This is a genomic window from Pseudomonas sp., assembly GCF_050739935.1.
Taxonomy (GTDB): domain Bacteria; phylum Pseudomonadota; class Gammaproteobacteria; order Pseudomonadales; family Pseudomonadaceae; genus Aquipseudomonas.
In genome coordinates this window covers 1-26,091 of the sequence record NZ_JBOICF010000086.1, presented here as the reverse complement: position 1 = coordinate 26,091, position 26,091 = coordinate 1, and the positions used below count along the sequence as shown (strand labels likewise).

At 58.7% G+C, this 26,091-nt stretch carries 23 protein-coding genes; 19 read left to right on the top strand and 4 right to left on the bottom strand.

From position 1 onward, the window contains the following. Positions 1-551: 551 nt before the first annotated feature. Positions 552-1,772 carry a CaiB/BaiF CoA transferase family protein gene (locus ACRER8_RS17495; RefSeq protein WP_431747481.1) on the bottom strand — a complete coding sequence of 407 codons (1,221 nt, stop codon included), beginning with the start codon at positions 1,770-1,772 and terminating at the stop codon, positions 552-554. Positions 1,773-1,782: 10 nt separating this feature from the next. Next, positions 1,783-2,964, bottom strand: coding sequence for an acyl-CoA dehydrogenase (locus ACRER8_RS17490; RefSeq protein ID WP_431747480.1), 1,182 nt, complete (start codon positions 2,962-2,964; stop codon positions 1,783-1,785). Positions 2,965-3,137: 173 nt separating this feature from the next. On the opposite strand from ACRER8_RS17490, the gene ACRER8_RS17485 reads away from it, so the two are divergent. The 10 genes from ACRER8_RS17485 (at position 3,138) to ACRER8_RS17440 (ending at position 13,007) form a co-directional block, all read left to right on the top strand. Next, positions 3,138-4,034 (top strand): LysR family transcriptional regulator, encoded by an 897-nt coding sequence (locus ACRER8_RS17485; RefSeq protein ID WP_431747479.1) that lies wholly within the window; start codon positions 3,138-3,140, stop codon positions 4,032-4,034. A gap of 438 nt (positions 4,035-4,472) precedes the next feature. Further along, the gene (locus ACRER8_RS17480; RefSeq protein WP_431747478.1) at positions 4,473-5,594 is read left to right on the top strand and encodes a Re/Si-specific NAD(P)(+) transhydrogenase subunit alpha; all 1,122 of its coding nucleotides are present in this window, start codon (positions 4,473-4,475) and stop codon (positions 5,592-5,594) included. A gap of 11 nt (positions 5,595-5,605) precedes the next feature. Further along, positions 5,606-5,932 carry an NAD(P) transhydrogenase subunit alpha gene (locus tag ACRER8_RS17475; protein ID WP_062386518.1) on the top strand — a complete coding sequence of 109 codons (327 nt, stop codon included), beginning with the start codon at positions 5,606-5,608 and terminating at the stop codon, positions 5,930-5,932. Beyond that, positions 5,929-7,374 carry an NAD(P)(+) transhydrogenase (Re/Si-specific) subunit beta gene (locus tag ACRER8_RS17470; RefSeq protein WP_431747477.1) on the top strand — a complete coding sequence of 482 codons (1,446 nt, stop codon included), beginning with the start codon at positions 5,929-5,931 and terminating at the stop codon, positions 7,372-7,374. The genes ACRER8_RS17475 and ACRER8_RS17470 overlap by 4 nt, the downstream gene beginning before the upstream one ends. Positions 7,375-7,562: 188 nt before the next feature. Beyond that, on the top strand, positions 7,563-9,056 hold the full coding sequence (locus tag ACRER8_RS17465) for an acetyl-CoA hydrolase/transferase family protein (protein WP_431747476.1): 1,494 nt from the start codon (positions 7,563-7,565) through the stop codon (positions 9,054-9,056). Positions 9,057-9,376: 320 nt separating this feature from the next. Beyond that, the gene (locus ACRER8_RS17460; RefSeq protein WP_166593833.1) at positions 9,377-9,592 is read left to right on the top strand and encodes a DUF1127 domain-containing protein; all 216 of its coding nucleotides are present in this window, start codon (positions 9,377-9,379) and stop codon (positions 9,590-9,592) included. A gap of 370 nt (positions 9,593-9,962) precedes the next feature. Beyond that, on the top strand, positions 9,963-10,280 hold the full coding sequence (locus tag ACRER8_RS17455; RefSeq protein ID WP_431747475.1) for a DUF2388 domain-containing protein: 318 nt from the start codon (positions 9,963-9,965) through the stop codon (positions 10,278-10,280). Positions 10,281-10,385: 105 nt separating this feature from the next. Beyond that, entirely contained in the window at positions 10,386-10,691 is a 306-nt protein-coding gene (locus tag ACRER8_RS17450) for a DUF2388 domain-containing protein (protein ID WP_431747474.1), read from the top strand. 37 nt (positions 10,692-10,728) lie between these two features. Continuing rightward, positions 10,729-11,049 carry a DUF2388 domain-containing protein gene (locus tag ACRER8_RS17445; protein WP_431747473.1) on the top strand — a complete coding sequence of 107 codons (321 nt, stop codon included), beginning with the start codon at positions 10,729-10,731 and terminating at the stop codon, positions 11,047-11,049. Then, a complete protein-coding gene (locus tag ACRER8_RS17440) occupies positions 11,046-13,007 on the top strand; it encodes a DUF4105 domain-containing protein (RefSeq protein ID WP_431747472.1) in 1,962 nt (653 codons plus the stop codon). The genes ACRER8_RS17445 and ACRER8_RS17440 overlap by 4 nt, the downstream gene beginning before the upstream one ends. Positions 13,008-13,129: 122 nt before the next feature. Here ACRER8_RS17440 and ACRER8_RS17435 read toward each other — a convergent pair whose 3' ends face one another. Further along, a complete protein-coding gene (locus ACRER8_RS17435) occupies positions 13,130-13,543 on the bottom strand; it encodes a GFA family protein (protein ID WP_431747471.1) in 414 nt (137 codons plus the stop codon). Between the two features lie 326 nt (positions 13,544-13,869). Here ACRER8_RS17435 and ACRER8_RS17430 point away from each other — a divergent pair, with 326 nt between their 5' ends. From ACRER8_RS17430 to ACRER8_RS17390, 9 genes are all read left to right on the top strand, one after another. Then, positions 13,870-15,177, top strand: a complete 1,308-nt coding sequence (locus ACRER8_RS17430; RefSeq protein WP_431747470.1) for a CitMHS family transporter — start codon at positions 13,870-13,872, stop codon at positions 15,175-15,177. A gap of 67 nt (positions 15,178-15,244) precedes the next feature. Then, positions 15,245-16,012: a TerC family protein gene (locus tag ACRER8_RS17425; protein WP_431747469.1), complete on the top strand. Its 768-nt coding sequence runs from the start codon at positions 15,245-15,247 to the stop codon at positions 16,010-16,012. 306 nt (positions 16,013-16,318) lie between these two features. Next, positions 16,319-17,962 (top strand): Na/Pi cotransporter family protein, encoded by a 1,644-nt coding sequence (locus ACRER8_RS17420; protein WP_431747468.1) that lies wholly within the window; start codon positions 16,319-16,321, stop codon positions 17,960-17,962. Between the two features lie 66 nt (positions 17,963-18,028). Continuing rightward, the gene (locus tag ACRER8_RS17415; RefSeq protein ID WP_431747467.1) at positions 18,029-19,411 is read left to right on the top strand and encodes a M16 family metallopeptidase; all 1,383 of its coding nucleotides are present in this window, start codon (positions 18,029-18,031) and stop codon (positions 19,409-19,411) included. Between the two features lie 198 nt (positions 19,412-19,609). Continuing rightward, positions 19,610-20,785, top strand: a complete 1,176-nt coding sequence (locus ACRER8_RS17410) for a DUF5924 family protein (RefSeq protein ID WP_431747466.1) — start codon at positions 19,610-19,612, stop codon at positions 20,783-20,785. Positions 20,786-20,795: 10 nt separating this feature from the next. Beyond that, positions 20,796-21,965 carry an MlaE family lipid ABC transporter permease subunit gene (locus ACRER8_RS17405; RefSeq protein WP_431747465.1) on the top strand — a complete coding sequence of 390 codons (1,170 nt, stop codon included), beginning with the start codon at positions 20,796-20,798 and terminating at the stop codon, positions 21,963-21,965. After that, positions 21,962-22,768 carry an ABC transporter ATP-binding protein gene (locus tag ACRER8_RS17400; protein ID WP_431747464.1) on the top strand — a complete coding sequence of 269 codons (807 nt, stop codon included), beginning with the start codon at positions 21,962-21,964 and terminating at the stop codon, positions 22,766-22,768. The genes ACRER8_RS17405 and ACRER8_RS17400 overlap by 4 nt, the downstream gene beginning before the upstream one ends. Further along, positions 22,768-23,706: an MlaD family protein gene (locus ACRER8_RS17395; RefSeq protein ID WP_431747482.1), complete on the top strand. Its 939-nt coding sequence runs from the start codon at positions 22,768-22,770 to the stop codon at positions 23,704-23,706. Before ACRER8_RS17400 ends, ACRER8_RS17395 begins: the two co-directional genes overlap by 1 nt. Then, complete coding sequence (locus ACRER8_RS17390) at positions 23,703-24,341, top strand: ABC-type transport auxiliary lipoprotein family protein (RefSeq protein ID WP_431747463.1); 639 nt, start codon at positions 23,703-23,705, stop codon at positions 24,339-24,341. Before ACRER8_RS17395 ends, ACRER8_RS17390 begins: the two co-directional genes overlap by 4 nt. On the opposite strand, the gene ACRER8_RS17385 is transcribed toward ACRER8_RS17390, so the two are convergent. Continuing rightward, positions 24,314-25,552 carry a nucleoside recognition domain-containing protein gene (locus ACRER8_RS17385; RefSeq protein ID WP_431747462.1) on the bottom strand — a complete coding sequence of 413 codons (1,239 nt, stop codon included), beginning with the start codon at positions 25,550-25,552 and terminating at the stop codon, positions 24,314-24,316. The two genes, ACRER8_RS17390 and ACRER8_RS17385, sit on opposite strands and share 28 nt — an antisense overlap. Between the last annotated feature and the right edge of the window lie 539 nt (positions 25,553-26,091).

Below are 26,091 nucleotides of genomic sequence, written 5' to 3'. Positions count from 1 at the left end.
CGTTGGTTAAACCATGATTTCTCGTGGAGTAACTTGCGATGCTGATAATCTTGCGACTTCAGTCTTACAGCACAAGCACCCACACGAATTGCTTGATTCAGTTGTTAAAGAGCGGTTGGTTAAGAGCTTTTCGTCTCAACCGAGGCGCGCATTCTACAGCGTCCTCTGTATCTGTCAAGCGGTTATTTTCAGAAGTTTTCAAAGTTTCCTTCGCAACTTCAACCACTTGCGCTTCGTTCGACTTGGCGTCTCACGTCAGCGGGAGGCGAATTCTACAGCGTTACAATCTGCTGTCAACCACCTTTTTCACCGCTGTCGATTCAGGCATCTGAATCGAAGCTCCTCCTCGCTGCTTACTTCGTCCAACCCCTTGATTCTCAAGGAGTTTTCCGTTTCGTCTGCGCCGGAAGTGGGGCGAATTATAGAGAGATTCAGAGAGGCGTCAACACTTAATTCGAAGTTTCTATCAAAAAACTAAAATGCGAGGAAAATCAGCTAGTTCTTTCTGTTTATATAGGGAGCGACAAACGCCGCGCTATATATGACCGAACCTAAAGGACACCCGCCTCACGCATCGCCATAACTTCCTCATCCGACAAGCCTAGCACCCCCGTCAGTACCTCCAGCGTATGCTCTCCCAGCAACGGCGGTGCACGGCGATATTCGACAGGCGTCCCCGACAACCGAATCGGGCTCGCCACCTGCGGCACGGTTCCACCCAGCGCATGGGGCAGATCAAGCCTCAGACCCCGCGCCTGAACTTGGGGATCGGCAAACACCTGCGCCACATCGTTGATAGGGCCGCACGGAACGCCTGCACGCTCCAAGGCCGTCACCCACTCGGCGGTGGTTTTGAATACAGTGGCCTGCCGGATTAGCGGGATAAGCTCTGCCCTATGGGCCACTCGCTGTTTATTGGTCGCAAAGCGTGCGTCGTCCGCCCATTGCGGCTGCCCCGCGACTTCTGCGAACTTGCGAAACTGGCTGTCGTTGCCCACGGTGAGGATGAAATCACCATCGGCTGTAGGAAAGTCCTGATACGGCACGATGTTCGGGTGAGCGTTACCCAGGCGCCGAGGCGGCGTACCCGTTGTCAGGTAGTTCATCGCCTGATTCGCCAGACAGGCTACCTGCACATCCAGCAAGGCCATATCAATGTGCTGCCCAACGCCACCCTGATCACGGTGAGCGAGTGCCGCCAGAATCGCAGAAGTCGAATACAACCCGGTAAGAATGTCGGTAAGCGCCACACCGACCTTCACCGGCCCGGCGCCTTCTTCGCCTTCAGGCCGCCCGGTCAGACTCATCAGCCCGCCAAGCCCTTGAATCATGAAGTCATAACCGGCGCGCTTTGCATAAGGGCCGGTTTGACCGAAGCCGGTAATCGAGCAGTAGATAAGCCGCGGATTCTCGACCTGCAGGGATTCGTAATCCAAACCGTAAGCCTTCAGCCCGCCGACCTTGAAGTTCTCGATCACAATGTCGGACTTCGCCGCCAGCTCACGCACTAGTTTCTGACCTTCTGGACGGGTGAAGTCGATGGTGACCGACTGCTTGTTCCGATTGGCAGACAGGTAATAGGCAGCCTCGGAAGTATTCTCCCCCCGAGGATCCTTCAGGAAAGGAGGCCCCCAGGCACGAGTGTCATCGCCGTTGCCCGGGCGCTCGATCTTAATTACGTCCGCACCGAGGTCCGCGAGAATCTGCCCAGCCCACGGCCCAGCCAGCACGCGGGAAAGGTCCAGCACACGCAAATGCGATAGCGCGCCCATGGCAGGCTCCTTAATAGAAGGCCTGAATGCCAGTCTGTGCGCGTCCCAGAATCAGCGCATGTACGTCATGAGTCCCTTCATAGGTATTCACTACTTCAAGGTTGACCAGATGACGGGCAATTCCGAACTCATCAGAAATGCCGTTGCCGCCCAACATGTCACGGGCCATCCGCGCGATATCCAGAGACTTGCCGCAGGAATTGCGCTTCATGATCGACGTGATCTCCACCGCCGCAGTGCCTTCATCCTTCATGCGGCCCAAACGCAGGCAGCCTTGCAGCGCCAGGGTGATTTCCGTCTGCATGTCGGCAAGCTTCTTCTGGATCAACTGATTTGCGGCCAGCGGACGCCCGAATTGCTGACGATCCAAAGTGTACTGGCGAGCGGTGTGCCAGCAGAATTCCGCTGCACCAAGTGCACCCCAGGAGATGCCGTAGCGAGCAGAGTTCAGGCAGGTGAACGGGCCTTTAAGACCTCGAACATCCGGGAAGATGTTCTCTGCTGGCACGAATACGTTGTCCATCACGATCTCACCGGTGATCGAAGCCCGCAGACCGACCTTACCGTGGATCGCCGGCGCACTCAGACCTTGCCAGCCTTTTTCCAGAACGAAGCCACGAATATCGCCCGCATCGTCTTTACCCCAGACAACGAATACATCAGCAATCGGACTGTTGGTGATCCACATCTTGCTGCCGGTTAGACGATAGCCGCCATCAACTTTTCTGGCGCGCGTGATCATCGCGCCCGGATCGGAACCGTGGTTCGGCTCGGTCAAGCCGAAGCACCCAATCCATTCGCCAGAAGCCAGTTTCGGCAGGTATTTCTGCTTTTGCGCTTCGGTACCGAACTTGTTGATCGGCACCATCACCAGCGACGACTGCACGCTCATCATTGAGCGGTAGCCGGAATCGATACGTTCAACTTCACGGGCGATCAATCCGTAGCAGACGTAATTTAAGCCGCTGCCGCCATACTGTTCTGGAATAGTCGCCCCGAGCAGGCCGACTTCACCCATCTCACGGAAGATCGCCGGATCGGTGCGTTCATGACGGAAGGCTTCGAGGACGCGAGGGGCAAGTTTGTCCTGGGCGAACTGCTCGGCGCTGTCGCGAACCATGCGCTCTTCTTCGGTGAGCTGCTGATCCAGCAGGAGCGGATCGATCCAGTTGAAGCTTGCCTTGGCACCCATACTCTTCTCCTCGCTAAATGGTGTCCCGGACACAACCGGGAAATGTCGTGAACTGATCCTAGGCGCGGATCGACGCGTCGGCAAACGAGGATTTTGCATAGCGTTGTGCTAATTTCTCACTCCGAAACTGCCCAGCACGCCATATCTCCGCCTGACGAGTGAGGTTCACGTACATGCGCCGCAAGATCCCCAGCACTGCCGCACTGGTCAGCTTCGAGGCTGCCGCTCGTCACGAAAGCTTCACCAAGGCAGCTGAAGAGCTTTCGCTCACTCAAAGCGCAATCTGCCGACAGATTGGCAGCCTGGAAGAATTCCTCAATGTGGAGCTTTTCCGACGCTCGCGCAGAGGCGTGAAGCTGACAGAAGCAGGACTTTCCTACAGTCGGCGCGTGGCGACGCAACTCGATGCAGTGGAACGAGACACGCTGTCAGTAATGGGTCATCAGGGTGCAAATGTGATTGAGCTTGCCGTCGTCCCAACCTTCGGCACTCAGTGGCTCCTGCCCCGCCTGAAAGACTTTCAGCAGCAAAACCCAGACGTAACCATCAATCTGACCAACCGCACGCGGCCTTTTCTCTTTGCCGACACCGAATTCGACGCTGCCATTTACTTTGGAGATGCAGACTGGTCGGGTACGGAATCTCATAGGCTGATGAGCGAAAACCCCATGCCGGTTTGTAGTCCGGTTTTATTGGGCAACAAGAGCCGCCTCAGTGCTCGCGAATTGTCCGACATGCCGCTGCTACAACAGACCACAAGGCCGTACGCATGGCGGCAATGGTTCAGTTCGATGGACATGAGTATCGCCCGCGACATGACAGGGCCGCGCTACGAGCTATTCTCCATGCTCGCCCAGGCGGCCATGCATGAGATGGGCGTGGCGTTGATTCCGCCGTTTCTGATCCAGCGCGAACTCGCCGAAGAGCGTCTGGTGGTGGCCAATTCCCACGCGCTATCGAGCGTCAAAGCGTATTACCTGATGATTCCCGAGCGAAAAGTGGAATCTGCCTCGTTGAAGGCGTTCCGTGACTGGCTGGTTCAGCAAGCTGCAACCTATGCCCTGCCTTGATTTCAAACCTCCTTAGCGAAAATACTGACCTTGTAGTCAAGGATTTTTATGGACTACATATATCTCGATATGTCGCATTTAAGAAACACCTCCGTTCTATATCTAAAACAGGCTACAACCTTTATATGACGCGGCTTACAGCTCGATTTTGCATCCTGCCGTTGGTAGCCAATGAAAAAACTTCAAACCTTACTTAATTCGCTACAGCCCTTTTATTACAAGGCCTGTAGCGATTTGTTGCGTCAAAGGGTCACAGGGTGACTTGTAGTTAAAGACAGGTCGCATTACAGAATTCCTTGAAGCCCCCCGATTACGCCTGCAAAATGCCGCGCCCCCCGTCTTATCTGGCGGGGCCGTGGTGATCGCTGCCCCAGACGCGCCATCCGCAGTGCGCTGGCCTATTTTTAAAAGATAAGAAGATCACGCAGGAGATTTGACGTGCACATTGGTGTCCCTCTAGAAACCCAGTCCGGTGAAACTCGGGTTGCTGCAACTCCGGAAACCATCAAGAAGCTCATTGGCCAGGGTCATAAAGTCACCGTCCAGTCAGGCGCAGGCATTACCGCCAGCGTCACGGACAGTGCCTATGAAGCGGCAGGTGCTTCGATTGGCAGCGCTGCCGATGCCTTCGGCGCCGAGCTGATCCTCAAGGTCGTCGCGCCCAGTGATAGCGAGCTGGCTCTGATCAAGAGCGGGACCGTCGTCATCGGGATGCTCAACCCCTTCAACAACGAGATCATCGCCAAGATGGCCGAGTGCGGGATTACCGCCTTCGCCCTCGAAGCCGCGCCGCGGACCTCCCGCGCGCAAAGTCTCGATGTGCTTTCTTCGCAAGCCAACATTGCCGGTTACAAATCGGTATTGCTGGCCGCGCATCACTATCCGCGCTTCATGCCGATGCTGATGACCGCCGCTGGTACGGTGAAGGCCGCTCGTGTGCTGATCCTCGGAGCAGGCGTTGCCGGTCTGCAGGCCATCGCCACGGCCAAACGCCTGGGTGCGGTGATTGAGGCCTCCGACGTGCGCCCTGCGGTGAAGGAGCAGATCGAATCGCTGGGCGCCAAGTTCGTCGACGTGCCTTACGAGACCGACGAAGAGCGCGAAGCGGCTGTGGGCGTCGGCGGTTATGCGCGCCCGATGCCCGCCAGCTGGATGCAGCGTCAAGCTGTAGCGGTCCATGAACGCGCCAAGCAAGCGGACATCGTGATCACCACAGCGCTGATCCCGGGCCGCAAGGCGCCAGTGCTGTTGAGCGCCGAAACGGTCTCGCAGATGAAGCCAGGTTCCGTGGTCATCGACCTCGCGGCGGCTCAGGGCGGCAACTGCCCGCTGACCGTGGCGGACCAAGTGGTGATCGAACATGGCGTGACCATCGTCGGTCACACCAACCTGCCGGCAATGGTCGCCGCCGACGCATCGGCGCTTTATGCACGCAACCTGCTGGACTTCCTGAAGCTGGTCTTCACCAAGGAAGGTCAGTTCGAGATCAACCTCGAAGACGACATCGTCGCCGCGTGCCTGATGTGCCGCGACGGCCAGATCGTCCGCAAGAACGGCTGAGGATAAAAACAATGGAAGACATGCTGATCTCTCACGGCGTCTACAACCTGATCATTTTCGTGCTGGCGATTTACGTCGGCTACCACGTGGTCTGGAACGTCACCCCTGCGCTGCACACGCCGCTAATGGCGGTGACCAACGCCATCTCGGCCATCGTGATCGTCGGCGCCATGTTGGCTGCCGCATTGACAGTGACCCCACTGGGCAAAACCATGGGCACACTGGCCGTGGCACTGGCGGCAGTCAATGTGTTCGGTGGCTTCCTGGTTACCCGCCGCATGCTGGAAATGTTCAAGAAAAAGGCTCCGAAGGCCAAAGCTGAGGATGCCAAGCAATGAGCATGAACCTCGTCACTCTGTTGTACCTCGTCTCGGCGATCTGCTTCATTCAGGCCCTTAAAGGCTTGTCGCACCCAACCACCTCCCGTCGCGGCAACCTGTTCGGCATGCTCGGCATGGGTCTGGCGGTGCTGACCACCATCGGTCTGGTGTTCAAGCTAGCGGCATTGTCTACTGACGGCGCTAGTGCTGGCATTGGCTACATCATTGTCGGCCTGCTGGTCGGCGGCACGGCCGGTTCGATCATGGCCAAGCGCGTCGAAATGACCAAAATGCCGGAACTGGTCGCCTTCATGCACAGCATGATCGGTCTGGCCGCTGTGTTCATTGCCATCGCGGCGGTCGTCGAACCTCAGTCGCTGGGCATCGTTCAGCACCTGGGCGATTCGATCCCGACCGGCAACCGGCTGGAGCTGTTCCTCGGCGCCGCGATCGGTGCGATCACCTTCTCGGGTTCGGTCATCGCCTTCGGCAAGCTGTCGGGCAAGTACAAGTTCCGCCTGTTCCAAGGTGCACCGGTACAGTTCGCGGGCCAGCACAAGCTCAACCTGATCCTGGGCCTGGCGACGCTGTTCTTCGGTCTCACCTTCATGCTCACCGGCAGTCTGTTCGCGTTCAGTGTCATGCTGATCCTGGCGTTCGTCATCGGCGTGCTGCTGATTATCCCGATCGGCGGCGCGGACATGCCTGTAGTCGTGTCGATGCTCAACAGTTACTCGGGCTGGGCGGCGGCCGGTATCGGTTTTTCGCTGAACAACTCGATGCTGATCATCGCTGGCTCCCTGGTGGGTTCGTCGGGTGCGATCCTCTCCTACATCATGTGCAAGGCCATGAACCGCTCGTTCTTCAACGTGATCGGCGGCGGCTTCGGAGGCGCGGCGGATGCAGGCGCAACGGGAGGCGCGAAAGAAGCTCGCCCGGTGAAATCCGGCTCGGCTGACGACGCAACCTTCCTGCTGACTAACGCCGATACCGTGATTATCGTGCCGGGTTACGGTCTGGCGGTGGCACGGGCGCAGCACGCCCTCAAAGAGCTGACCGAGAAGCTGACCCACGCTGGTGTGACCGTGAAGTACGCGATCCACCCGGTGGCCGGTCGGATGCCGGGCCACATGAACGTTCTGCTGGCGGAGGCGGAAGTGCCTTACGACCAGGTGTTCGAGATGGAAGACATCAACTCCGAGTTCGGTCAGGCCGATGTGGTGCTGGTCCTCGGCGCCAACGACGTGGTCAACCCGGCAGCGAAGAACGATCCGAAGTCGCCAATCGCAGGCATGCCAATCCTCGAAGCCTTCAAGGCCAAGACCATCATCGTCAACAAGCGCTCCATGGCCAGCGGCTACGCCGGTCTGGACAACGAGTTGTTCTACCTCGACAAGACCATGATGGTGTTCGGCGACGCCAAAAAAGTCATCGAAGACATGGTCAAAGCTGTGGAATAAAGGCTTTGACCCGCAAAGAACAACCCTCGGCGCATGTATCGGCCGAGGGTTTTTTACACCCGCGGTAAAAGTGTTTTGCGCTGAAATCCGCTAATTAGAGCCCTCGAATGCGACCTTGGTCGTGGGACGAACAACATTCAAATCTCTAGACTTGCCCGCTCGCTTCCTCGTATCGAGATAAAAAAACCATGCACCGTGAACGTATTCGCCTGCCTTCTTTAATGAGCAAGGTAATGAGCGCGGCCGATGCCGCTTCGCTGATCAAGGACGGCATGACCGTCGGCATGAGCGGGTTCACCCGCGCCGGTGAAGCGAAGGCCGTGCCCAGGGCGCTGGCCGAACGCGCGAAGTCTTCCCCGCTGAAAATCAGCCTCATGACCGGTGCCAGCCTGGGCAACGATCTGGACAAGCAACTGACCGAAGCCGGCGTGCTGTCCCGCCGGATGCCGTTTCAGGTTGATAGCACGCTGCGCAAGGCCATCAACGACGGTTCGGTGATGTTCATCGATCAGCATCTGTCCGATACGGTCGAGCAGTTGCGCAACCGTCAGATCAAGCCGGTGGATATCGCGGTCATCGAATGCGTAGCGATTACGGAAGAAGGACATCTGGTGCTGAGTACCTCCGTAGGCAACTCGGCCAGCTTCGCAATTCTTGCCGAGAAGGTGATTGTCGAGATCAACATCGCGCAACCGCTGGAGCTCGAGGGTCTGCACGACATCTATATACCGACCTATCGCCCAACGCGCCTGCCGATTCCGGTGCTCAAGGCCGACAGCCGCATTGGCAGCCACGCCGTGAAGATCGACCCGGCGAAGATCGTTGGCATCGTGTTCAGCGATCAGACCGACTCACCTTCAACTGTACTGCCCGCGGACCATGAAACGCAGGCCATCGCCGGGCATCTGGTGGAGTTCTTCAAGAACGAAGTACGTCAGAATCGTCTAACCGACCAGCTGATGCCGCTGCAGGCGGGTGTCGGCACCATCGCCAATGCCGTGATGACCGGCTTGATCGACTCGCCTTTCTACGGCATGGCCATGTATTCCGAAGTGCTGCAGGATTCCACTTTCGATCTGTTCGAAGCCGGCAAGCTGGATTTTGCCTCGGGTTGCTCCATGACGTTGTCCGAACGCAAGCACAATGCGGTATTCAACAACCTTGAGCAGTACAAACCGAAACTGTTACTGCGCCCGCAGGAAATTTCCAATCACCCCGAAGTCGTTCGACGCCTGGGCATCATTGGTATCAACACCGCCTTGGAGTTCGACCTGTATGGCAACGTCAACTCCACCCATGTAGGCGGCACGCGGATGATGAACGGGATTGGCGGCTCGGGCGACTTCGCCCGGAACGCGCATCTGGCAATCTTCGTCACCAAGTCCATCGCCAAGGGGGGCGCAATTTCCAGTGTGGTGCCGATGGTTAGTCACGTCGATCACACCGAACACGATGTAGATATCCTGGTGACCGAGCAGGGACTGGCAGATTTACGCGGCCTCGCACCCCGCGAACGGGCCCGCGTGATCATCGACAATTGTGTTCATCCGGCCTACCGGGAAGCCCTCAATGACTATTTCCGCAGCGCCTGTGCCATTGGCGGTCATACTCCTCACGTTCTGCGCGATGCACTCAGTTGGCATCTGAATCTGGAAGAAACCGGCCGCATGCTGGCTGTGTGAGAAAACAGTTCTGAATTGAGAAAGACCTTTCGTCGTCGCTTTCGCTAGCCGTAAGCCCTATTTCGTCAAAAACTGTACTGCTGTACCGGTATTTTTTCACTCTGAAAACACAGATTTCACCGTTTCGGCGCGCAAAACGCACCAATTCGGTGCCAACCGGTACAGTTGCCCCATATATGAACAAAACAGTGCCTTCTCACAGTTAACTGGAGCAGCACAATACAAGTGAACTGTGTCTGGAGACACAGGAGCAACGAGAGGAAGATTGGCACCAATCAAGTCACTATCTAATCCCGCCACAAGCGGAAGGAAGAAGCACCATGGAACGCACCGTAAGTTCCGAACTGTTCTACGAAGAAACCGCAAAATCCGCTCAGGGTTCGCTCCCGCTGCGTATGTTCGCCAACCTGATGCTCTGGCAGCGTCGTCTGTCCAGCCGCCATCAACTGGCCCGCCTGGATGCTCGCCTACTGGCTGACGCCGGTATCAGCGAATCCCAGCGTTACGAAGAGCTGAGCAAGCCGTTCTGGCGCTAAGTTAGCGTCTGCTGGTCCAAGGCTACACGCCTCTCACCAGCAACCCGAATTGTTAAAACAAGACCCGTCGCAGATAACTGCTGACGGGTCTTGTCGTTTCTGGCCGGTGCAAATTGAGGTCTCAACTCAGGTAGACGGCAGACCAGTACAATTTTAGAAGTATTCCATCTCACCAGTACAGTAGCTGTTCCATACGGTCTGCAGCCCAGTGCCAACGCGGCATAAGGACCGCTGGCCATTCGCCCTGCTAGTCCGTAAAAGATGGTTACGTTAGTCTTGCCGCAACCTTCAGCGCCATCGCTTGCGAGACAGCTCTGCTCATCGCCAGATTTACGCGACTGGTTTCATTTTGTCCCTATGGAGTTCAAACATGTCTCGTCTTCGCCTGTTGAGTGCAGCTGCGCTTTTGATTGCAGCCACCGGAGCTCAGGCTTCCAGCTTCGTAGTCACTACTGACACCATCGTTCGCGCGCTGGATGCCTCATCCAACGCCACTTCGAAAATTTCCTCCTCCTTCCATGACGACAAAATCGTTCTCGCCGCCCGCGACGACGCCGCCAGCTTCGTCGCAAGCCAAGGTGACATTCGTGGATCTCGTCTCGAAGGCGCCTTCCAGCACATCCGCGAAGTCAGCCCAGGCCTGAACGCCAGCGATGCCCAATTGGCCCAGGCAATTCTGGCGATCTGATTCAGCATCGCGACAGCTTTCGCAACGTTTGCCCCGACACCTTCACTGGCTCTGGCCGGGGCATTGCGCTAGCCTTGCGACTCGTTTTGCCGATACCGAAGACTCATGCGTTCATTGTCTCGCCTGTTGATTGCAGTGTTTGCCGCCCTGGTGTGTGTCACTCAGGCTCAAGCATTCGACACGACCACACAAGGTCTGGTCAAAAGCGGGTACGCCACCAGCCAGGTGACGACCGGACCTTTCGAAAACAAACTGATACTTGCCGCCCAGGATGATGCAGCAGCGTTCATTGCCACTGATGGCCAAATGCGAGGAGCACAGCTGGAGTCGGCATTGATATATCTACGTCAAACCTCTCCAAAACTTCATGCAAGCGACCTTGAACTGGCGCAGGCAATCCTCGTCCAATAATCACTTTTTGCATCCCCCTGTATTTTGGAGACGTTCCATGCGTACCCCGCTGATCGCCGTTGCCATCGGCCTGCTGTTGCTGACGGATATGGCACAGGCCCAGACCTTGAAGGCCACCAGTAACATCGTTGTTCGCGCGCTTGGGCGCAGCGTCGATTTCACCTCCGACACTACGTCCTCGGTCCGCAACTGGAAAATGGTTGTGGAAGCTCAGGATGACGCCGCCAGTTATGTCGCCAGCAACGGCAATATCCACGGTGCCCGTCTGGACGCCGCGTTCGTCACCTTGCGTGAGCGTCTTCCCGAAGCCCGCGACGCCACCGACCAGGATCTCGCCGAAGCCATTCTCGCACTGTGAGGCGCGTAGCCGTCTGGCTGCTGGCGTCGGCGCTTTCGCTGATTTGCACGAGCGCCTTCGCCGATTTGAGCCTGTCGCTTTACACCGGCGGACTCAATGCTGCACAGCAGAATGCCAGTCAGACACTGCTTGACGAAGCCATGGCGCATTTGCCGCCGATGTTCGTCAACAAGCTGGATCGGAAAGTCGAAGTCCGCTGGACCGATGACATGCCGTCCAACGCCTACGGGCGTGCGGACGGGCCTTATCGCCTGGACCTGAATCAACGCCTGCTGGCGGGCCTGACCGACGGCAGTGCAGCCACCACCCGAACCAATCGCCCCCACGGCACTGTGCGCGAAGAGATGCTCGCCACTGTGCTGCACGAACTCACCCACATCTATGACCATGCCCGGCTGTGGTCGCCGGAGGACCGCAAGCTGATCACCGCTTGTGCGCGTCAAAGCAACAGTGTGGGCAAGATCGGCTTGCGCGACAGCTGCCGAGGGCAGACTGATCGGCGTTTCACGTTGAGTGATGATCCCCGCCTGCTGGATCTTGCAGGCTGGCCGCAATATGTTGGGCGGCGAGGGGAGCGCGAAGAACGTAATGGTCAAGTTGCCCGCAGCCCGGACATCTACGAAATCAGCAGCCCGCTGGAATTCGTTGCAGTGAACATGGAATATTTCCTGCTCGACCCGGCCTATGCCTGTCGCCGTCCCGCGCTTTATGACTACTACAAGAAACTGTTCAACTGGGCGCCCGCCGCCAAGAATGAATGCCCGACCTCTTATCCCTATCTGAACGCCGGCAATGATTTCGCACGCGAGCCGCTGGGCAAGCTCGACCCTGAGCGCGTATATGAAGTCGACTATTTGCTGGCCGAGGCCAACCAGAATCTGGTGAGCCGCTGGGGCCACAGCATGTTGCGGCTGGTGATCTGCAAACCCGGACGGCCACGTGGGCCTGACTGTCGTCTGGATCTGGATCAGCATCTGGTCCTGTCCTATCGCGCGTTCGTCAACGACTTGCAATTGTCCAGCTGGAGCGGCCTCACCGGGGCTTATCCATCGCGCCTGTTCGTGTTGCCGCTGGGTCAGGTAATCGACGAATACACCAAGACCGAACTGCGCAGCCTGGCTTCCGTGCCATTGAAACTGTCCCGCGAGGAAATCAACGGGCTAGTACAGCATTCCGCCGAAATGCACTGGGCGTATGACGGTAACTACTGGTTCCTGTCCAACAACTGCGCGGTGGAAAACCTGAAGCTGTTACGCAGCGGCACCAACGACCCACGTCTTGTAGGGCTGGACAGCATCATACCCAACGGCTTGCTGGAGGTGCTCAAGAGCAGGGGGCTTGCGGACACCAGCGTGCTGGATGATCCGAAGAAAGCCCTGCGCCTGGGTTATCGCTTTGACTCGTACCGCGATCGCTATCAGGCGATGTTCGATGTGCTGCGCAAGACCACCGATGTGAAGCAGACCACCGTTGAGGATTGGCTGTCGTTGCCTGCGAAGGATCGCCAACCTTATTTCGCCAGAGCAGATCTGCGTACCAGTGCGGCGATGTTGCTGCTGGAACAGGCAGGGCTCCGTCGTCAGTTGTTGCTGGCGCAGGATGAGGTCAAACAGCGCTACTTGAGCGCCGTAGAGAAGAAAGACAACCATGTCTCTCAGGCCACCGGCACGCTGCAGGACATTTTGGCGAACAGTGGTTTTCTGAGTCGCCCGGCTGAGCTGCTTGGCAGTGGTGGGTATGGTCTGCCGCAGGAAGGTGAATGGGAGCGACTCGAAGCGGAGAGCAGCCAGCGGCAGAAACAACTGCAGCGGCTCAGTGGCGATCTGGATAAAGAGGTGAGGGCGCTGCTGGAACCTGACCGCGCCGCAGAAATCGCCGCCACCGAAGACAACCTCAAGCAGGTCGGCGAACATTTGCGGGCGTTGCATAAAGCCGCCGGTGGGTTGGAGTTGCCGTGAAAACAAAAGCCGATCCGCTTTTGATTCTGGCCAGAGGCCGCGGAGTTCCGGGGCCGGCTTTTGATTTTGGCCGAAGGCCGTAGGAGCGCAGCTTGCTCCTACGCCCTCCGGGCAAAAGCGAGTCAGCGTGACACTCGAACGGTTTCCCCTGGCTCCCCCGGCAAATGCTCATCCAAATGCAGCCACGGCAATCGGCTGTCAGTCCAGATGTGCCGCTCGGCGGGCGCCAGTTCGGGATGGTCGAGGGTTGCAATGGTGACGTCCATCGTCTCCGGGCTGTTACGGCTGAACAAGGCGACCTGCGCTCCGCAGTTGTTGCAAAAATAGCGCACGCACGTAGGGCCCGAGTCGTATGCCGCCGGGCTGCCTGCGGTCCATTTGAAGACATCCAGCGGCACCGTGATCCAGGTCACTGCGATACCGCCTGACGTGCGCCTGCAGATCGAGCAATGGCAATGAGCGATGTCGCGCAAGGGTGCGTCGAGCTGGTAGCGCAAGTTGCCACAATGGCATCCGCCGGTGTGCGTCTCACTCATGGTCATTCTCCGGTTCGTGTTTAACGTCTGACTGTGTCTGCGCAGTTTTACTTCATCTTTCCTACGTTGATCAGCGCAATACCAACGAAAGCTGGCTGAAAGCTAAGCCCTTTAGCATCCCCCCACCGCCGGCGACAGACCGGCCAAGCCGGGGCGACCACTGTTCGAGGTCGTCCGGCCCATCTACAACAACAACTCGGTGATTCTGATGCTCGCTTTTGCTCCGCTACATTCCTCACTCGCCCCCCAACTCCACGCGCAGTTCGTCTTGAACTGATTGCAACGTCTCGTCCGTTCCCACGTCGCGTAACGCCTGGAGTATTTCTATGTTGACCTTCCTCGGCTTCGCCATGGTCGTCGCCTTCATGTACCTGATCATGAGCAAGCGCCTGTCAGCGCTGATCGCCCTGATCATCGTGCCCATCGTCTTTGCCCTGTTCGGCGGTTTTGCCGCAGGCATCGGCCCTATGATGCTCGCGGGCATCACCAAGCTTGCGCCCACCGGCGTGATGCTGATGTTCGCCATCCTCTATTTTGCATTGATGATCGACTCCGGCCTGTTCGACCCGGCCGTGCGCAAGATCCTCAAGCTGGTCAAAGGCGATCCGGTCAAGGTGTCGGTGGGTACCGCAGTGCTGGCCCTGGTGGTTTCGCTGGACGGCGACGGCGCCACCACCTACATGATCTGCGTGGCCGCCATGCTGCCGCTGTATAGCCGGCTGGGCATGAGTCCGCGCATCATGGCGGGCTTGATCATCCTGGCGGGAGGTGTGATGAACATGACCCCGTGGGGTGGCCCGACTGCTCGTGCCGCCAGTGCATTGCATGTCGACCCATCTGACATCTTCGTGCCGATGATTCCGGCTATGCTGGCGGGGGTGATCGCGATTCTGGTGATCGCCTGGTGCTACGGCAAACGTGAGCGTGCGCGACTGGGCGAGCTGCATCTGCCAGGTGACGAGGTCGATCACAGCGAAATCAGCGTCTCGCAATTCCCCGAAGCGCGCCGTCCCAAGCTGATCTGGTTCAACGGTGCGCTGACGCTGGCGCTGATGGTCGCGCTGATCATGGGCCTGCTGCCATTGCCTGTGCTGTTCATGATTGCCTTCAGTATCGCCATGATCGTCAACTACCCGTGCCTGCAGGCGCAGAAGGATCGTGTCGCGGCGCATGCCGGTAGCGTACTGGCCGTGGTCGGACTGATCTTCGCGGCCGGTATCTTCACCGGTATCCTGTCCGGCACCGGAATGGTCGATGCGATGTCGAAAAGCCTGCTGGTAGTGATTCCTGACGCGATGGGGCCTTATCTGGCGGTCATCACGGCGATGGTCAGCATGCCGTTCACCTTTTTCATGTCCAACGACGCGTTCTACTATGGCGTCTTGCCGGTGCTGGCAGAAGCCGCTTCGCACTACGGCATCAGCCCGGTGGAAATGGCCCGTGCCTCGATCGTCGGCCAGCCCGTCCACCTGTTGAGCCCGCTGGTTCCTTCTACCTATCTGTTGGTGGCACTGGCGGGAATCGAGTTCGGCGACCACCAGCGCTTCACCCTCAAATGGGCGGTACTGGTCTGCGTATGCATCATGGCCGCCGCGCTGCTGATGGGGATATTCCCCGCCTACAGCAGTCTATAAGGCACATAACTTCCTCTGCGCCGCGCAAGCGGCAGCGAGAATCAGACAAAGCTCAAAGGAAAACCTAATGGAATGGCTGACCAACCCCGAGATCTGGGTTGCTTTCTTCACGCTGACCGCCCTTGAAATCGTTCTTGGCATCGACAACATCATCATGATCTCAATCCTGGTCAGCCGCATGCCCAAGGCGATGCAGCCGCGCACGCGGATTTTCGGTCTGGCGCTGGCAATGATCACGCGAATCCTGCTGTTGCTGTCGATCACCTGGGTCATGCGCCTGACCGACGATCTGTTCGTGGTGCTCGGGCAGGGCATTTCCGGACGCGACCTTATCCTGTTCTTCGGTGGCCTGTTCCTGCTGTGGAAAAGCTCGCAGGAGATTTACCACGGGATGGAAGGCGAAGAGGAAGAGATCGAGGAGCCGAAAGGCAAGGGCGGCCTGTTCCTGTACACCATCATCCAGATCGCCATCATCGACATCGTGTTCTCGCTGGACTCGGTGATCACGGCGGTCGGCATGGTCTCCCACGTCCCGGTGATGGTCGCCGCGATCATCGTGGCGGTGCTGATCATGATGCTGTGCTCGGGTGTGATCAGCGACTTCATTGACAAGCATCCTTCGCTGAAGATGCTGGCGCTGTCGTTCCTGATCGTCGTCGGCACAGTGCTGATCGCCGAATCCTTCGACGTGCATGTGCCTAAAGGCTATGTGTACTTCGCCATGGCGTTCTCGCTGGCCGTCGAAGCGATCAACATCAAGATGCGCACCGCAATGGCCAAGAAGAAGGCTATGAAGGACCCTGTGAAACTTCGCAAGGACGTTCCGGGTCAATAAAAACCCTGTGGGAGCGAATTCATTCGCGAGAGGACGGTACATTCGACACACCTTTGTCGTCTGAACGCTTCGCCTCGAGAATGAATTTTCTCCCACAGTTCATATGCGTGAGTGATTCAGCTCAAACACCTGATTTGTGACAGATTTGTTTCAAGAAATAATCGTCTGTGCCATGCTGGCAATAAGGCCTTGGGCCGACTAAAGCTCTAGTTGAGTGTGCTTGTCTACCATGCACAGGCGCCTTCGCTCGCTACACGCTGCATCTTCAATTTTTGCCCGTTGGGCAAGCTACAGGGGGCTTTCCGTATGCTGACCCTGCTCGATTTGCTTTCTGCCGTGGCGCTGTTGATCTGGGGCACGCACATCGTTCGGACCGGCATTCTGCGTGTCTATGGCTCGCAGCTTCGCCGCGTGCTCAGTCAGAACATGTCCAAACGCCCGCTGGCCTTTGTCGCAGGTATTCTCGTCACCGCCGTGGTGCAGAGCAGTAACGCCACCGCGATGCTGGTGACTTCCTTCGTCGGCCAGAGCCTGATGGGTCTGACCCCTGCCTTGGCGATCATGCTCGGTGCCGATGTCGGTACTGCGGTGATGTCACGAATCCTGACGTTCGACTTGTCGTGGCTTTCGCCGCTGCTGATCTTCCTCGGCGTGATCTTCTTTCTCTCGCGCAAACAGACCCGCATTGGTCAGCTTGGTCGCGTTGGCATTGGCCTGGGGCTGATCATTCTGGCGCTGCAACTGATCGTCACGGCTGCGGCGCCCATCACTCAGGCAGCGGGGGTGAAAGTGCTGTTCGCCTCGTTGACCGGCGATATCCTGCTCGACGCCTTGGTCGGCGCGATGTTTGCGCTCATTTCCTACTCCAGTCTGGCTGCCGTCCTGCTGACCGCGACACTCGCGGGCGCGGAAATCATCAGCCTGCCGGTCGCGATCGGCCTGGTGATCGGCGCCAACATCGGTAGCGGTCTGCTCGCTTTCCTGAGCACCAGCATGCAAAACGTCGCCGGTCGCCAGGTAGCGCTAGGCAGCCTGCTGTATAAGCTGATCGGCCTGCTGCTGATCATTCCGGTGCTGACGCCGCTGGTGCACTGGATGGAGACGCTGGAGGTCAGCCCGTCGAGTCTGGTGATCACCTTCCACGTGATCTACAACTCTCTTCGCTGCCTGATCATGCTGCCGACGGTCGGACCGATGGGTCGACTGTGCGCCTCGATTCTGCCGCAAGCCGCCGAGGTCAACGGACAGACCAAACCTCGCCATTTGGACCTGACCGCGCTGGCAACGCCCAGCCTCGCGCTGGCCAACGCCGTACGCGAAACCCTGCGCATGGGCGATCTGATCGACAGCATGCTCAATGCCATGCAGGAAGTCTTGCGCGGTAATCAGACCGCCGTTACTCAGGAAGTCCGGCGTCTGAACGACGACGTTGAGGTGCTGTATAACGCCATCAAACTGTATCTGGCGCAGATGCCTCGTGAAGACCTCAGCGATCAGGACAACCGCCGCTGGGCTGAAATCATCGAGCTGGCGATCAACCTGGAACTGGCCAGCGGCCTGATCGAGCGTATGTTGCGCAAGGTTCAGCAGCAGAAGACTTCGCAGCGCCGGTCGTTTTCCGACGTCGGCCTGGAAGAACTCTCAGGGCTGCATGAGCAGCTGATGGCGAACCTGCGCCTGGGCCTGTCGGTATTTCTCAGTGGCGATCCAGAGAGCGCGCGGCAGCTGCTGCGAGAGAAGCGCCGTTTCCGGGCACAGGAGCGGCGTCTGGCACACGCCCACGTCAGCAGACTGCAACGTAAGATCGTGCAGAGTATCGAGACCAGCTCGCTACACCTTGAGCTGATCGCCGACATGAAACGACTGAACTCATTGTTCTGCGGCAGCGCCTATGCCGTTCTCGAAACAACTGACATCGGAGCCTTGTCCAGCGAAAGCCAGCCAGAATAATCGGCGGGAACGCCAGGGCCGGGGAGAAGTCTGTTACACATACCGGCCCGCAAGGAAGCCCGTTTTATGCGTTGCCTGCTGTTCGCTTTTCTGTTTCTGACGTCCCTTCCATCTTTGGCTATCGACCGCTTTCAGGTGGAGGGCTATGTGCTGCCCAACGGTCTGCAGTTGCTGCTCAAACCGGCGGAAAAAGGCCACGTGTCGATTCGACTGGTGGTCGGCATCGGTTTCGATGACTTCCCCTGTGACGACAAAGAGCTGCCGCATCTGCTGGAACATTTGCTGTTCAGCGGCGTCGACGATTCTGGCGAAGGCGGGCTGGAGCAACAAATGCAAGCGCTCGGTGGCGAGTGGAACGCGTTTACCAGCAACACTGACACTACCTTCGTGATCGAGGCGCCCGCCCAGAATCAGCGTAAGGTGCTGGATCTGTTGCTCAATGTCCTGACTCATACGCAGATCAATCAGGCCAATCTGGATACCGTGAAACGTATCGTCGAGCGCGAAGACGGTGGTCATTATTCTCACTTGCAGCGCTGGCTGGACAAGCGGGATCTGGGGCACACCGCCAGCAATCAACTGGCGGTGGAATTGGGCCTCAAATGCCCTGAACGCCCGGATGTCGATCATCTGACACTGGAGCAGATCGAACACATCCACGACAACTGGTACGCCTCCAACAACATGACGCTGATCATCGTCGGCGATCTGGACAAGCTGCTGCCAGCCTATCTGGAGCGGACCTTTGGCCAGCTCAACGCGGTAGACCCGACCGAACACCCGCCTCTGGCAACCGTCACGGAAAAGGCTGACCCCGAGCGCACGCTGATTCGCGGCACGTTGGGTGATTGCGCGAGACTGCATCTGTTGTTTCCCGAACCCGACCTGGGCGAGCAGCACGATGAGACGTGGGATCTGGTGAAGGCTTATCTGGACTGGGCGCTGTACAGCGAACTGCGTCTGGACAAAGGCTATTCCTATGGGCCCTGGACTGATCGCGAAGCCTTTGGCGACACCGGGTTTCTTAGCCTCAACGCCGACCTGGATCGCGATCAGGTGGATGCAGCGGTGACGTCGGTACGTTCGATGCTGGAGCGACTGCGCAAGGAAGGCATGGACCCGGCAACCTTCGCCCGCCTGCAGCAAGCCTCGATCGCCAAACAGGCGTGGGCGGCGCAAGGGAACAGCGCGCTGGCCGATTACTACTGGGGCGCGCTGAACGATTACGAAGACGGTCGCTTCGAGGACCCAGCCAAGCGCATTCGCGGCGTCAGTCTGGATCTGGCGAATAGGGCCATGCGCCAGTTGCTGGCCCAACCGGGGTATTTGCGTATCGAAGAGCCGCTGCTCAGTTATGACGAGTTGTATGGGATCGGTTTGGCGCTGGCGGCGTTGGTGGTGTTGCTGATCGCTTGGCGCTGGCGGGTATACAAGAAACGGCCGTTGTAATGGCATGCGCCGCACCTGTGGGAGTGAGCAAGCTCACCCCTAAAGATTCGTCGCAGAACGCCGCTTGACCTGACGCGTTTGTCTGGTCGCAGCCCGCAGCAAGCCGGCTCCTAGAGGCAACCGTATCGTCAGCTAAATCGCAGCTGGATATTGATATCCTTCCAGGGATTTTTCTCCACATTCAAAGTGAATACCGAAATGCCGGACCTCAATGCCCTCATGCAGAACTCCCTCGTACAGCGGGTATTGGAGTTCATCAAGCGCTACCCGGGGCTGATTGCATTCTTCGGTTTCTGTTCTGGCATCGGCAGCTTCATCCTGGTGGACCGGCAAGCCAAGCTGGCCACTTGGATCGCGGTGATCATGCTGGTGAGCTGGCTCTGGCTGATGGTGGAAAACAGCGCCGTCGCGCTGATCGCCAAAATTTTCAAACGCGAGATTCCCCGACCGCTCCTGCGTTACGCGACGCAGATGATCCACCAGGAAAGTCTGTTCTTCGTGCTGCCGTTTTTCTTCGTCACCACCACCTGGAACAGCGGGCAACTGGCGTTCACAGGCTTGCTGGCAGCGGCGGGGCTGGTGTCCATCACTGACCCGCTGTACTACAAATGGCTGGCGCCGCGCCGCTGGTTGTTCCTGGCACTACACACGCTGACGCTGTTCGCCGCGCTGCTCACGGCGTTGCCGATCATCCTGCATCTGACGACCGCCGAAAGTTACAAACTGGCGTTGATCACAGCGATGGTGCTGTCGATTCCGAGCATGGCGTCGAGCTTTCCGGTCACAAACTGGAAGCGCGGGGTCGGGCTGGTGTGCCTGACCCTGGCCATCGGCGGTGCCGGTTGGTTACTGCGCTCCTGGGTACCGCCAGCAACGCTATGGTTGACCGAAGTCGCGGTCAGCACGCGCTTCGACAACCAGAACCGTACTCCCGGCGAAAGCATTCAGGAGATCGGCGTCAATCAGCTGCGCAGCAGCGGCCTGTACGCCTACACCTCGATCAACGCGCCGCGTGGCCTGGATGAGCGGATCTATCACGTGTGGCGACATAACGGTGAGGAAGTCGACCGCATCGCGCTGGACATCCATGGCGGCCGTAAGGAAGGTTATCGCGCTTGGACCCACAAGCAGAATTTTCCGCCGGATGTGCTCGGCAAATGGCAGGTGAGGGTGCTGACAGAGGATGGTCAGATGATCGGCGTATTGCGCTTCCAAGTGACCGATACCGACCAGCCCGCGGTGACCCGCAAGAAGATCACCCCGACAGGCCTGAAGCCCGGTGCAGATACCTTGGGTCCGGATGATTCCGATTCGGACAAGGCCGATGACAATGCGCCAGCAGCGAGTCCATCCGAACCAGCCAAAACCAACTAAGCTCGTCGCTATGACCCCATCGACCCACCTCGCTACCAGCGCTGCCCAGGCATCAGGCAGTGTCTCACTGGATACTTCGACCAATCCCACGCAGCTGTGGATAGCCGGGGACTGGACGCTCGCCCATTACCAAGACCTCAAGCGCCAGACCGATGAGCTGAGCGATGGTTTCGGCGCCGCGACGCAAGTGGACATGAGCCAGTTGGGCGCGCTGGATACAGCCGGAGCGTCGCTGCTGGTCGAGTTGCTGGGGGTGCAACGTCTGCGCCTGCTGGCGGTTCAGGCACCCAATCTCCCGGAGTCCAGCCGCGCGCTGATGCAAACGATCCAGAGCGCGTTGAGTGATTACTGCCAGCCGCTGAAAGACCCGGAAGTCGCCGTCGGCACCCAGTTGCTGGCCCGAATCGGCTCTGCCGTGGAAGTGATCTGGGATGACACCCTGCAACTGCTGGGCTTCATCGGATTGATTTTGCAGACCTTCGTCACCACGCTGCTGCGCCCCAAGCGCTGGCGCACCACCTCGGTGATCGCTCACATCGAACAGATCGGCCTGGACGCCGCGCCCATCGTCGCCCTGCTGACCTTCATGGTGGGCGCGGTCGTGGCGTTTCTCGGGGCCACGGTGCTCAAGGCGTTTGGCGCGACGATCTTCACCGTCGACCTGATCGGCTTTTCGTTTTTGCGGGAATTCGCCGTGCTGCTGACGGCGATACTTCTGGCGGGTCGCACCGCCAGCGCTTTCACTGCGCAAATTGGTTCGATGAAGGCCAACGAAGAACTCGACGCCCTGCGCACCTTGGGGCTGAGTCCTACAGAAATGCTGGTCTTGCCCCGCGTGATGGCCTTGCTCATCTCACTGCCGATGTTGACGTTTCTGGCGATGATCTGCGGCATTGTTGGCGGCGGCGTAGTCTGCGCCCTGTCGTTGGGCATTTCGCCCGCCATGTTCCTGTCCCTGATGCAGGCCGACATCGGCGTGCAGCATTTTCTGGTGGGGATCGTCAAAGCCCCGATCTTCGCCTTTTTCATCGCGGCGATTGGTTGCCTGGAAGGCTTCAAGGTGGAGGGCAGCGCTGAATCGGTGGGCGCCCACACGACGTCGAGCGTGGTGCAGTCGATTTTCGTAGTCATCGTGCTGGATGCACTGGCGGCGATGTTCTTCATGGAGATTGGCTGGTGACCCGACGTTGCGTTCAACCCAGCGAGACCGTGATCCAGGTGCGCGGCCTGTACAACCATTTTGGTCCGCAGGTGGTGCACGAACACCTCGATCTGGATTTGTATCGCGGGGAAATCCTGGGCGTGGTCGGTGGTTCTGGTAGCGGCAAATCGGTGTTACTGCGCAGTATCGTCGGTTTGCAGCAGCCGGCTGAGGGCAATGTCCAAGTGTTGGGTCAGGATTTGCCGAATCTGTCGGATAAGGCCCGCTCACAGGTTGAAAGACGTTTCGGTGTGCTATTTCAGAAAGGTGCCTTGTTTTCGTCGTTGACCATCAGCGAAAACGTGGCCTTGCCGCTGATCGAGCACGCCGGTCTGAGCCGTGAAGAGGCCGAGCATCTGGCGGGGATAAAAATGGCGCTGGCGGGTTTGCCGCTGTCGGCAGCGCACAAATACCCGGCGTCGCTGTCCGGCGGGATGATCAAGCGTGCCGCGCTGGCTCGCGCTCTGGCGCTGGATCCCGACATTCTGTTTCTCGACGAACCCACTGCCGGCCTCGACCCGATCGGCGCTGGCGCATTCGACCAGTTGATTCTGACCCTGCGCGATGCGCTGGGGCTGAGCGTTTTCATGGTCACCCACGACCTGGATACGCTGTACACCATTACCGACCGCGTCGCAGTAATGGCGCAGAAACGCGTACTGGTGGCCGACAGCATCGAAAAGGTCGCCGCCTACAAAGACGCATGGATTCACGAATACTTTCATGGCCCGCGCGGCCGCTCGGCCTATGCAGCGGCCACCCACCCACTTGAGGTCTCATGATGGAAACCCGCGCCCATCACGTCTTGATCGGCCTGTTCACGGTGATCGTGGTCGCCGCCGCGCTGCTGTTCGGCCTGTGGCTGGCCAAATCCAGCGTCGATACCGCCTTCAAGGATTATCAGGTGGTGTTCAACGAAGCCGTGACCGGTCTGTCCCGCGGCAGTCCCGTGCAATACAGCGGGATCAAGGTTGGCGACGTGGTCAACTTGCGCCTCGACCCGCAGGACCCACGTCGGGTGCTGGCGCAGATCCGGGTCGCCGGAGAAACCCCGATCAAGCGCGACACCTTCGCCAAACTCGCACTTGCTGGCATAACCGGCACCTCGATCATTCAGCTCAGCGGCGGCACCCCGCAAAGCGAGGCGCTGACAACCAATGACGGCAGCCTGCCGGTAATCATCGCGTCGCCATCGCCGATCTCGCGCCTGCTCAACGATAGCAACGATCTGCTCACCGGGATCAACACCCTGCTGCACAACACCAATGAGATGTTTTCCTCGACCAACGTAAAGACCCTGACCAGAACCCTCGAACATCTGGAGCAGACGACCGGGGCAATCTCCGATCAGCGCGACGATATTCGTCTGGCGTTGAAGCAGATGACTGCGCTGAGCAAGCAGGCTGGTACCACGCTTGAGCAGACGTCGACCCTGATGCGCAACGCCAACCAGTTACTGACCAACGATGGCAAGCAAACCATCGCCAGCGCGCAGCAGGCGATGAAGTCGTTGGAGCAAAGCAGCATGACCATCAACACGTTGCTCAAGGACAATCGGGATTCGGTGAACGGCGGCCTGCAAGGTCTTGGCGAGCTTGGCCCGGCGATTCGCGAGCTACGGGAAACCCTGGCTTCGCTCAAGACCATCTCGCGCAGCCTGAACGCCAACCCCAGCGGCTACCTGCTTGGTAGCGACAAGAACAAGGAGTTCGAGCCATGAAGTTTGCCAGTTACCCCTTCACCCGAGTGTTGCTGGCAAGCGCGTTATTGTCGTCGGGCGCCTGTTCGATTCTGCCAAAGCAGGCGCCATCGGACGTTTATCGCCTGCCGACGGCGGCGACCAGCAGCAACGCAGCGACCCCGGCGCCGTGGTCGCTGCGCGTGACGCGGCCAAAATCCAGCGAAACCCTCGACAGTCCGCGCATCGCGGTCATCCCTCAGGGCGATGTGATCAGCAGTTATAAAGGCGCGCGTTGGAGCGATCCGGCTCCGGTGTTGCTGCGCAATCGGTTGACCGACGCGTTCTATCGCGACGGTCGGGTGCAGTCGATCAGCACCGATGACAGCAATTTGCAGGCGGATTTCGAACTCGGCGGAGAGCTGCAAGCGTTTCAGAGTGAATATCGCGGCCAGGGCATCGAAGTGGTGATTCGTCTGGACGCGCGGCTGGCCGATGATCGTCAGCGCATCATCGCCAGTCGTCGCTTCGAAGTGCATCAACCGGTTGCCGACAAGCAGGTCTCAGGCGTAGTGGCGAGCTTCGGGCAGGCCAGTGATACGTTGACTGCTCAAGTGCTGCAATGGACGGTGGAGCAGGGTCAGCGGCATTACACCGCCGAGCCGAAGAACCAGTAGCAGACCGCAATCGCCGCGATCACGCCGGACAATTCCGCCAGCAGTGCGCAACCCACCGCATGGCGCGCACGCTGAATGCCGACCGCACCGAAGTATACCGCCAGCACATAGAACGTGGTTTCGGTGCTGCCCTGAATGGTCGCCGAGACCAGCGCCGGGAAGCTGTCGACACCCTGGGTCTTCATGGTCTCGATGAGCATCGCGCGCGCCGCACTGCCCGAGAACGGTTTGACCAGCGCAGTGGGCAGCGCGTCGACGAAACGGGTGTCCAGCCCCATCCATTGAATGACGTGGCGAATGCCTTCCAGAATCAGATCCAGCGCACCCGACGCGCGCAAAACGCCCACCGCGCAGAGCATTGCCACCAGATACGGCAGCAGATTCTTTGCCACATCAAAGCCTTCCTTGGCGCCTTCGACAAAGGTTTCATACACCTTGACCTTGCGCAGCGCGCCGATCACTAGAAACAAAATGATGATGCCGAACAGCGTCACGTTGCCGAGGATCGACGACAAGTTGGACAAGGCTGCGGCGGACAGGCCGGCCAGGATCGCCATGAATCCCCCGAGCACCAGTGCGCCGGGAATCAGATAGGCCAGTACCACCGGATCCCACAACCGCAGCCGCTGCATGAACGCCACCGACAGCAAGCCGACCAGGGTTGAAGCACTGGTCGCCAGCAGGATAGGCAGGAACACCATGGTCGGATCCACCGCGCCTTGCTGCGCGCGGTACATGAAGATGGTCACCGGCAGCAGAGTCAGCGACGAAGCGTTGAGCACCAGGAAAAGGATCTGCGCGTTACTGGCGACGGTCTGGCTGGGGTTGAGTTCCTGCAGCGAACGCATGGCCTTGAGACCGATGGGGGTTGCGGCATTGTCCAGGCCCAGCGCGTTGGCGGCGAAGTTGAGGGTGATCAAGCCGAGCGCCGGATGGCCACGCGGCACCTCTGGCATCAAGCGGTGGAACAGGGGGGCTAGGATTTTGCCGAGCCAGTCGACGATGCCCGCTTTCTCGGCGATGTTGAGAAAGCCCAGCCACAAGGTCAGGGTCCCGAACAGCAGAACCATGACTTCGACAGACAGCTTGGCCATCGCGAAGATACTCTCGACCATCGCGGCGAAGATGCCAGCGTTACCGCCAATCAGCCACTGGGCCAGCGCGGAAATCGCCGCGACCACGAAAAAACCAAGCCATAGGCCGTTGAGCATCAGTAAATCCCCTCGCAAGATGCGGGGATGATAGCGGCGGGGACTTAAACAACAAACCCTTACAGGTTTGTGTTGAACCTTGTGGAGTGAATTCCTGCGCGATGCGGAGGTACATCCTGTGGAGATGCATCGGATGTACCGGCCAATCGCGAATAAATTCGCTCCCACAGAGTTTAGGGGTGCCGCAAGAGCGGGGCCGGGCGCTCCCACAAAGTTTAGGGGCCAAAGATGAAGCCTGGCGCGGGCTCAAGTGTGGGAGCGAATTTATTCGCGGTGCAGTGGTACATCCTGTGCAGATGCGTCGGATGTACCGGCCAATCGCGAATGAATTCGCTCCCACAGAGTTCAGGGGATGCCGCAAAGAGTGCGGCTTGGCGCTCCCGCAGAGGATCAGGGGCCAAAGATGGAGCCTGGCTCGGGCTCAAGCGTGGGAGCGAATTTATTCGCGATGCGGTAGTACATCCTGTGCAAATGCGTCGGATGTACTGGCTAATCGCGAATGAATTCGCTCCCACAGAGTTAAGGGGGTGCCGCAAGAT

Coding starts and splice junctions, on each gene's coding strand:
- ACRER8_RS17495 (WP_431747481.1), bottom strand. CDS start 1,772: ATGGGCGCGCTATCGCATTTGCGTGTGCTGGACCTTTCCCGCGTGCTG.
- ACRER8_RS17490 (WP_431747480.1), bottom strand. CDS start 2,964: ATGGGTGCCAAGGCAAGCTTCAACTGGATCGATCCGCTCCTGCTGGAT.
- ACRER8_RS17485 (WP_431747479.1), top strand. CDS start 3,138: ATGCGCCGCAAGATCCCCAGCACTGCCGCACTGGTCAGCTTCGAGGCT.
- ACRER8_RS17475 (WP_062386518.1), top strand. CDS start 5,606: ATGGAAGACATGCTGATCTCTCACGGCGTCTACAACCTGATCATTTTC.
- ACRER8_RS17470 (WP_431747477.1), top strand. CDS start 5,929: ATGAGCATGAACCTCGTCACTCTGTTGTACCTCGTCTCGGCGATCTGC.
- ACRER8_RS17465 (WP_431747476.1), top strand. CDS start 7,563: ATGCACCGTGAACGTATTCGCCTGCCTTCTTTAATGAGCAAGGTAATG.
- ACRER8_RS17460 (WP_166593833.1), top strand. CDS start 9,377: ATGGAACGCACCGTAAGTTCCGAACTGTTCTACGAAGAAACCGCAAAA.
- ACRER8_RS17455 (WP_431747475.1), top strand. CDS start 9,963: ATGTCTCGTCTTCGCCTGTTGAGTGCAGCTGCGCTTTTGATTGCAGCC.
- ACRER8_RS17450 (WP_431747474.1), top strand. CDS start 10,386: ATGCGTTCATTGTCTCGCCTGTTGATTGCAGTGTTTGCCGCCCTGGTG.
- ACRER8_RS17445 (WP_431747473.1), top strand. CDS start 10,729: ATGCGTACCCCGCTGATCGCCGTTGCCATCGGCCTGCTGTTGCTGACG.
- ACRER8_RS17435 (WP_431747471.1), bottom strand. CDS start 13,543: ATGAGTGAGACGCACACCGGCGGATGCCATTGTGGCAACTTGCGCTAC.
- ACRER8_RS17430 (WP_431747470.1), top strand. CDS start 13,870: ATGTTGACCTTCCTCGGCTTCGCCATGGTCGTCGCCTTCATGTACCTG.
- ACRER8_RS17425 (WP_431747469.1), top strand. CDS start 15,245: ATGGAATGGCTGACCAACCCCGAGATCTGGGTTGCTTTCTTCACGCTG.
- ACRER8_RS17420 (WP_431747468.1), top strand. CDS start 16,319: ATGCTGACCCTGCTCGATTTGCTTTCTGCCGTGGCGCTGTTGATCTGG.
- ACRER8_RS17415 (WP_431747467.1), top strand. CDS start 18,029: ATGCGTTGCCTGCTGTTCGCTTTTCTGTTTCTGACGTCCCTTCCATCT.
- ACRER8_RS17410 (WP_431747466.1), top strand. CDS start 19,610: ATGCCGGACCTCAATGCCCTCATGCAGAACTCCCTCGTACAGCGGGTA.
- ACRER8_RS17405 (WP_431747465.1), top strand. CDS start 20,796: ATGACCCCATCGACCCACCTCGCTACCAGCGCTGCCCAGGCATCAGGC.
- ACRER8_RS17395 (WP_431747482.1), top strand. CDS start 22,768: ATGGAAACCCGCGCCCATCACGTCTTGATCGGCCTGTTCACGGTGATC.
- ACRER8_RS17390 (WP_431747463.1), top strand. CDS start 23,703: ATGAAGTTTGCCAGTTACCCCTTCACCCGAGTGTTGCTGGCAAGCGCG.
- ACRER8_RS17385 (WP_431747462.1), bottom strand. CDS start 25,552: ATGCTCAACGGCCTATGGCTTGGTTTTTTCGTGGTCGCGGCGATTTCC.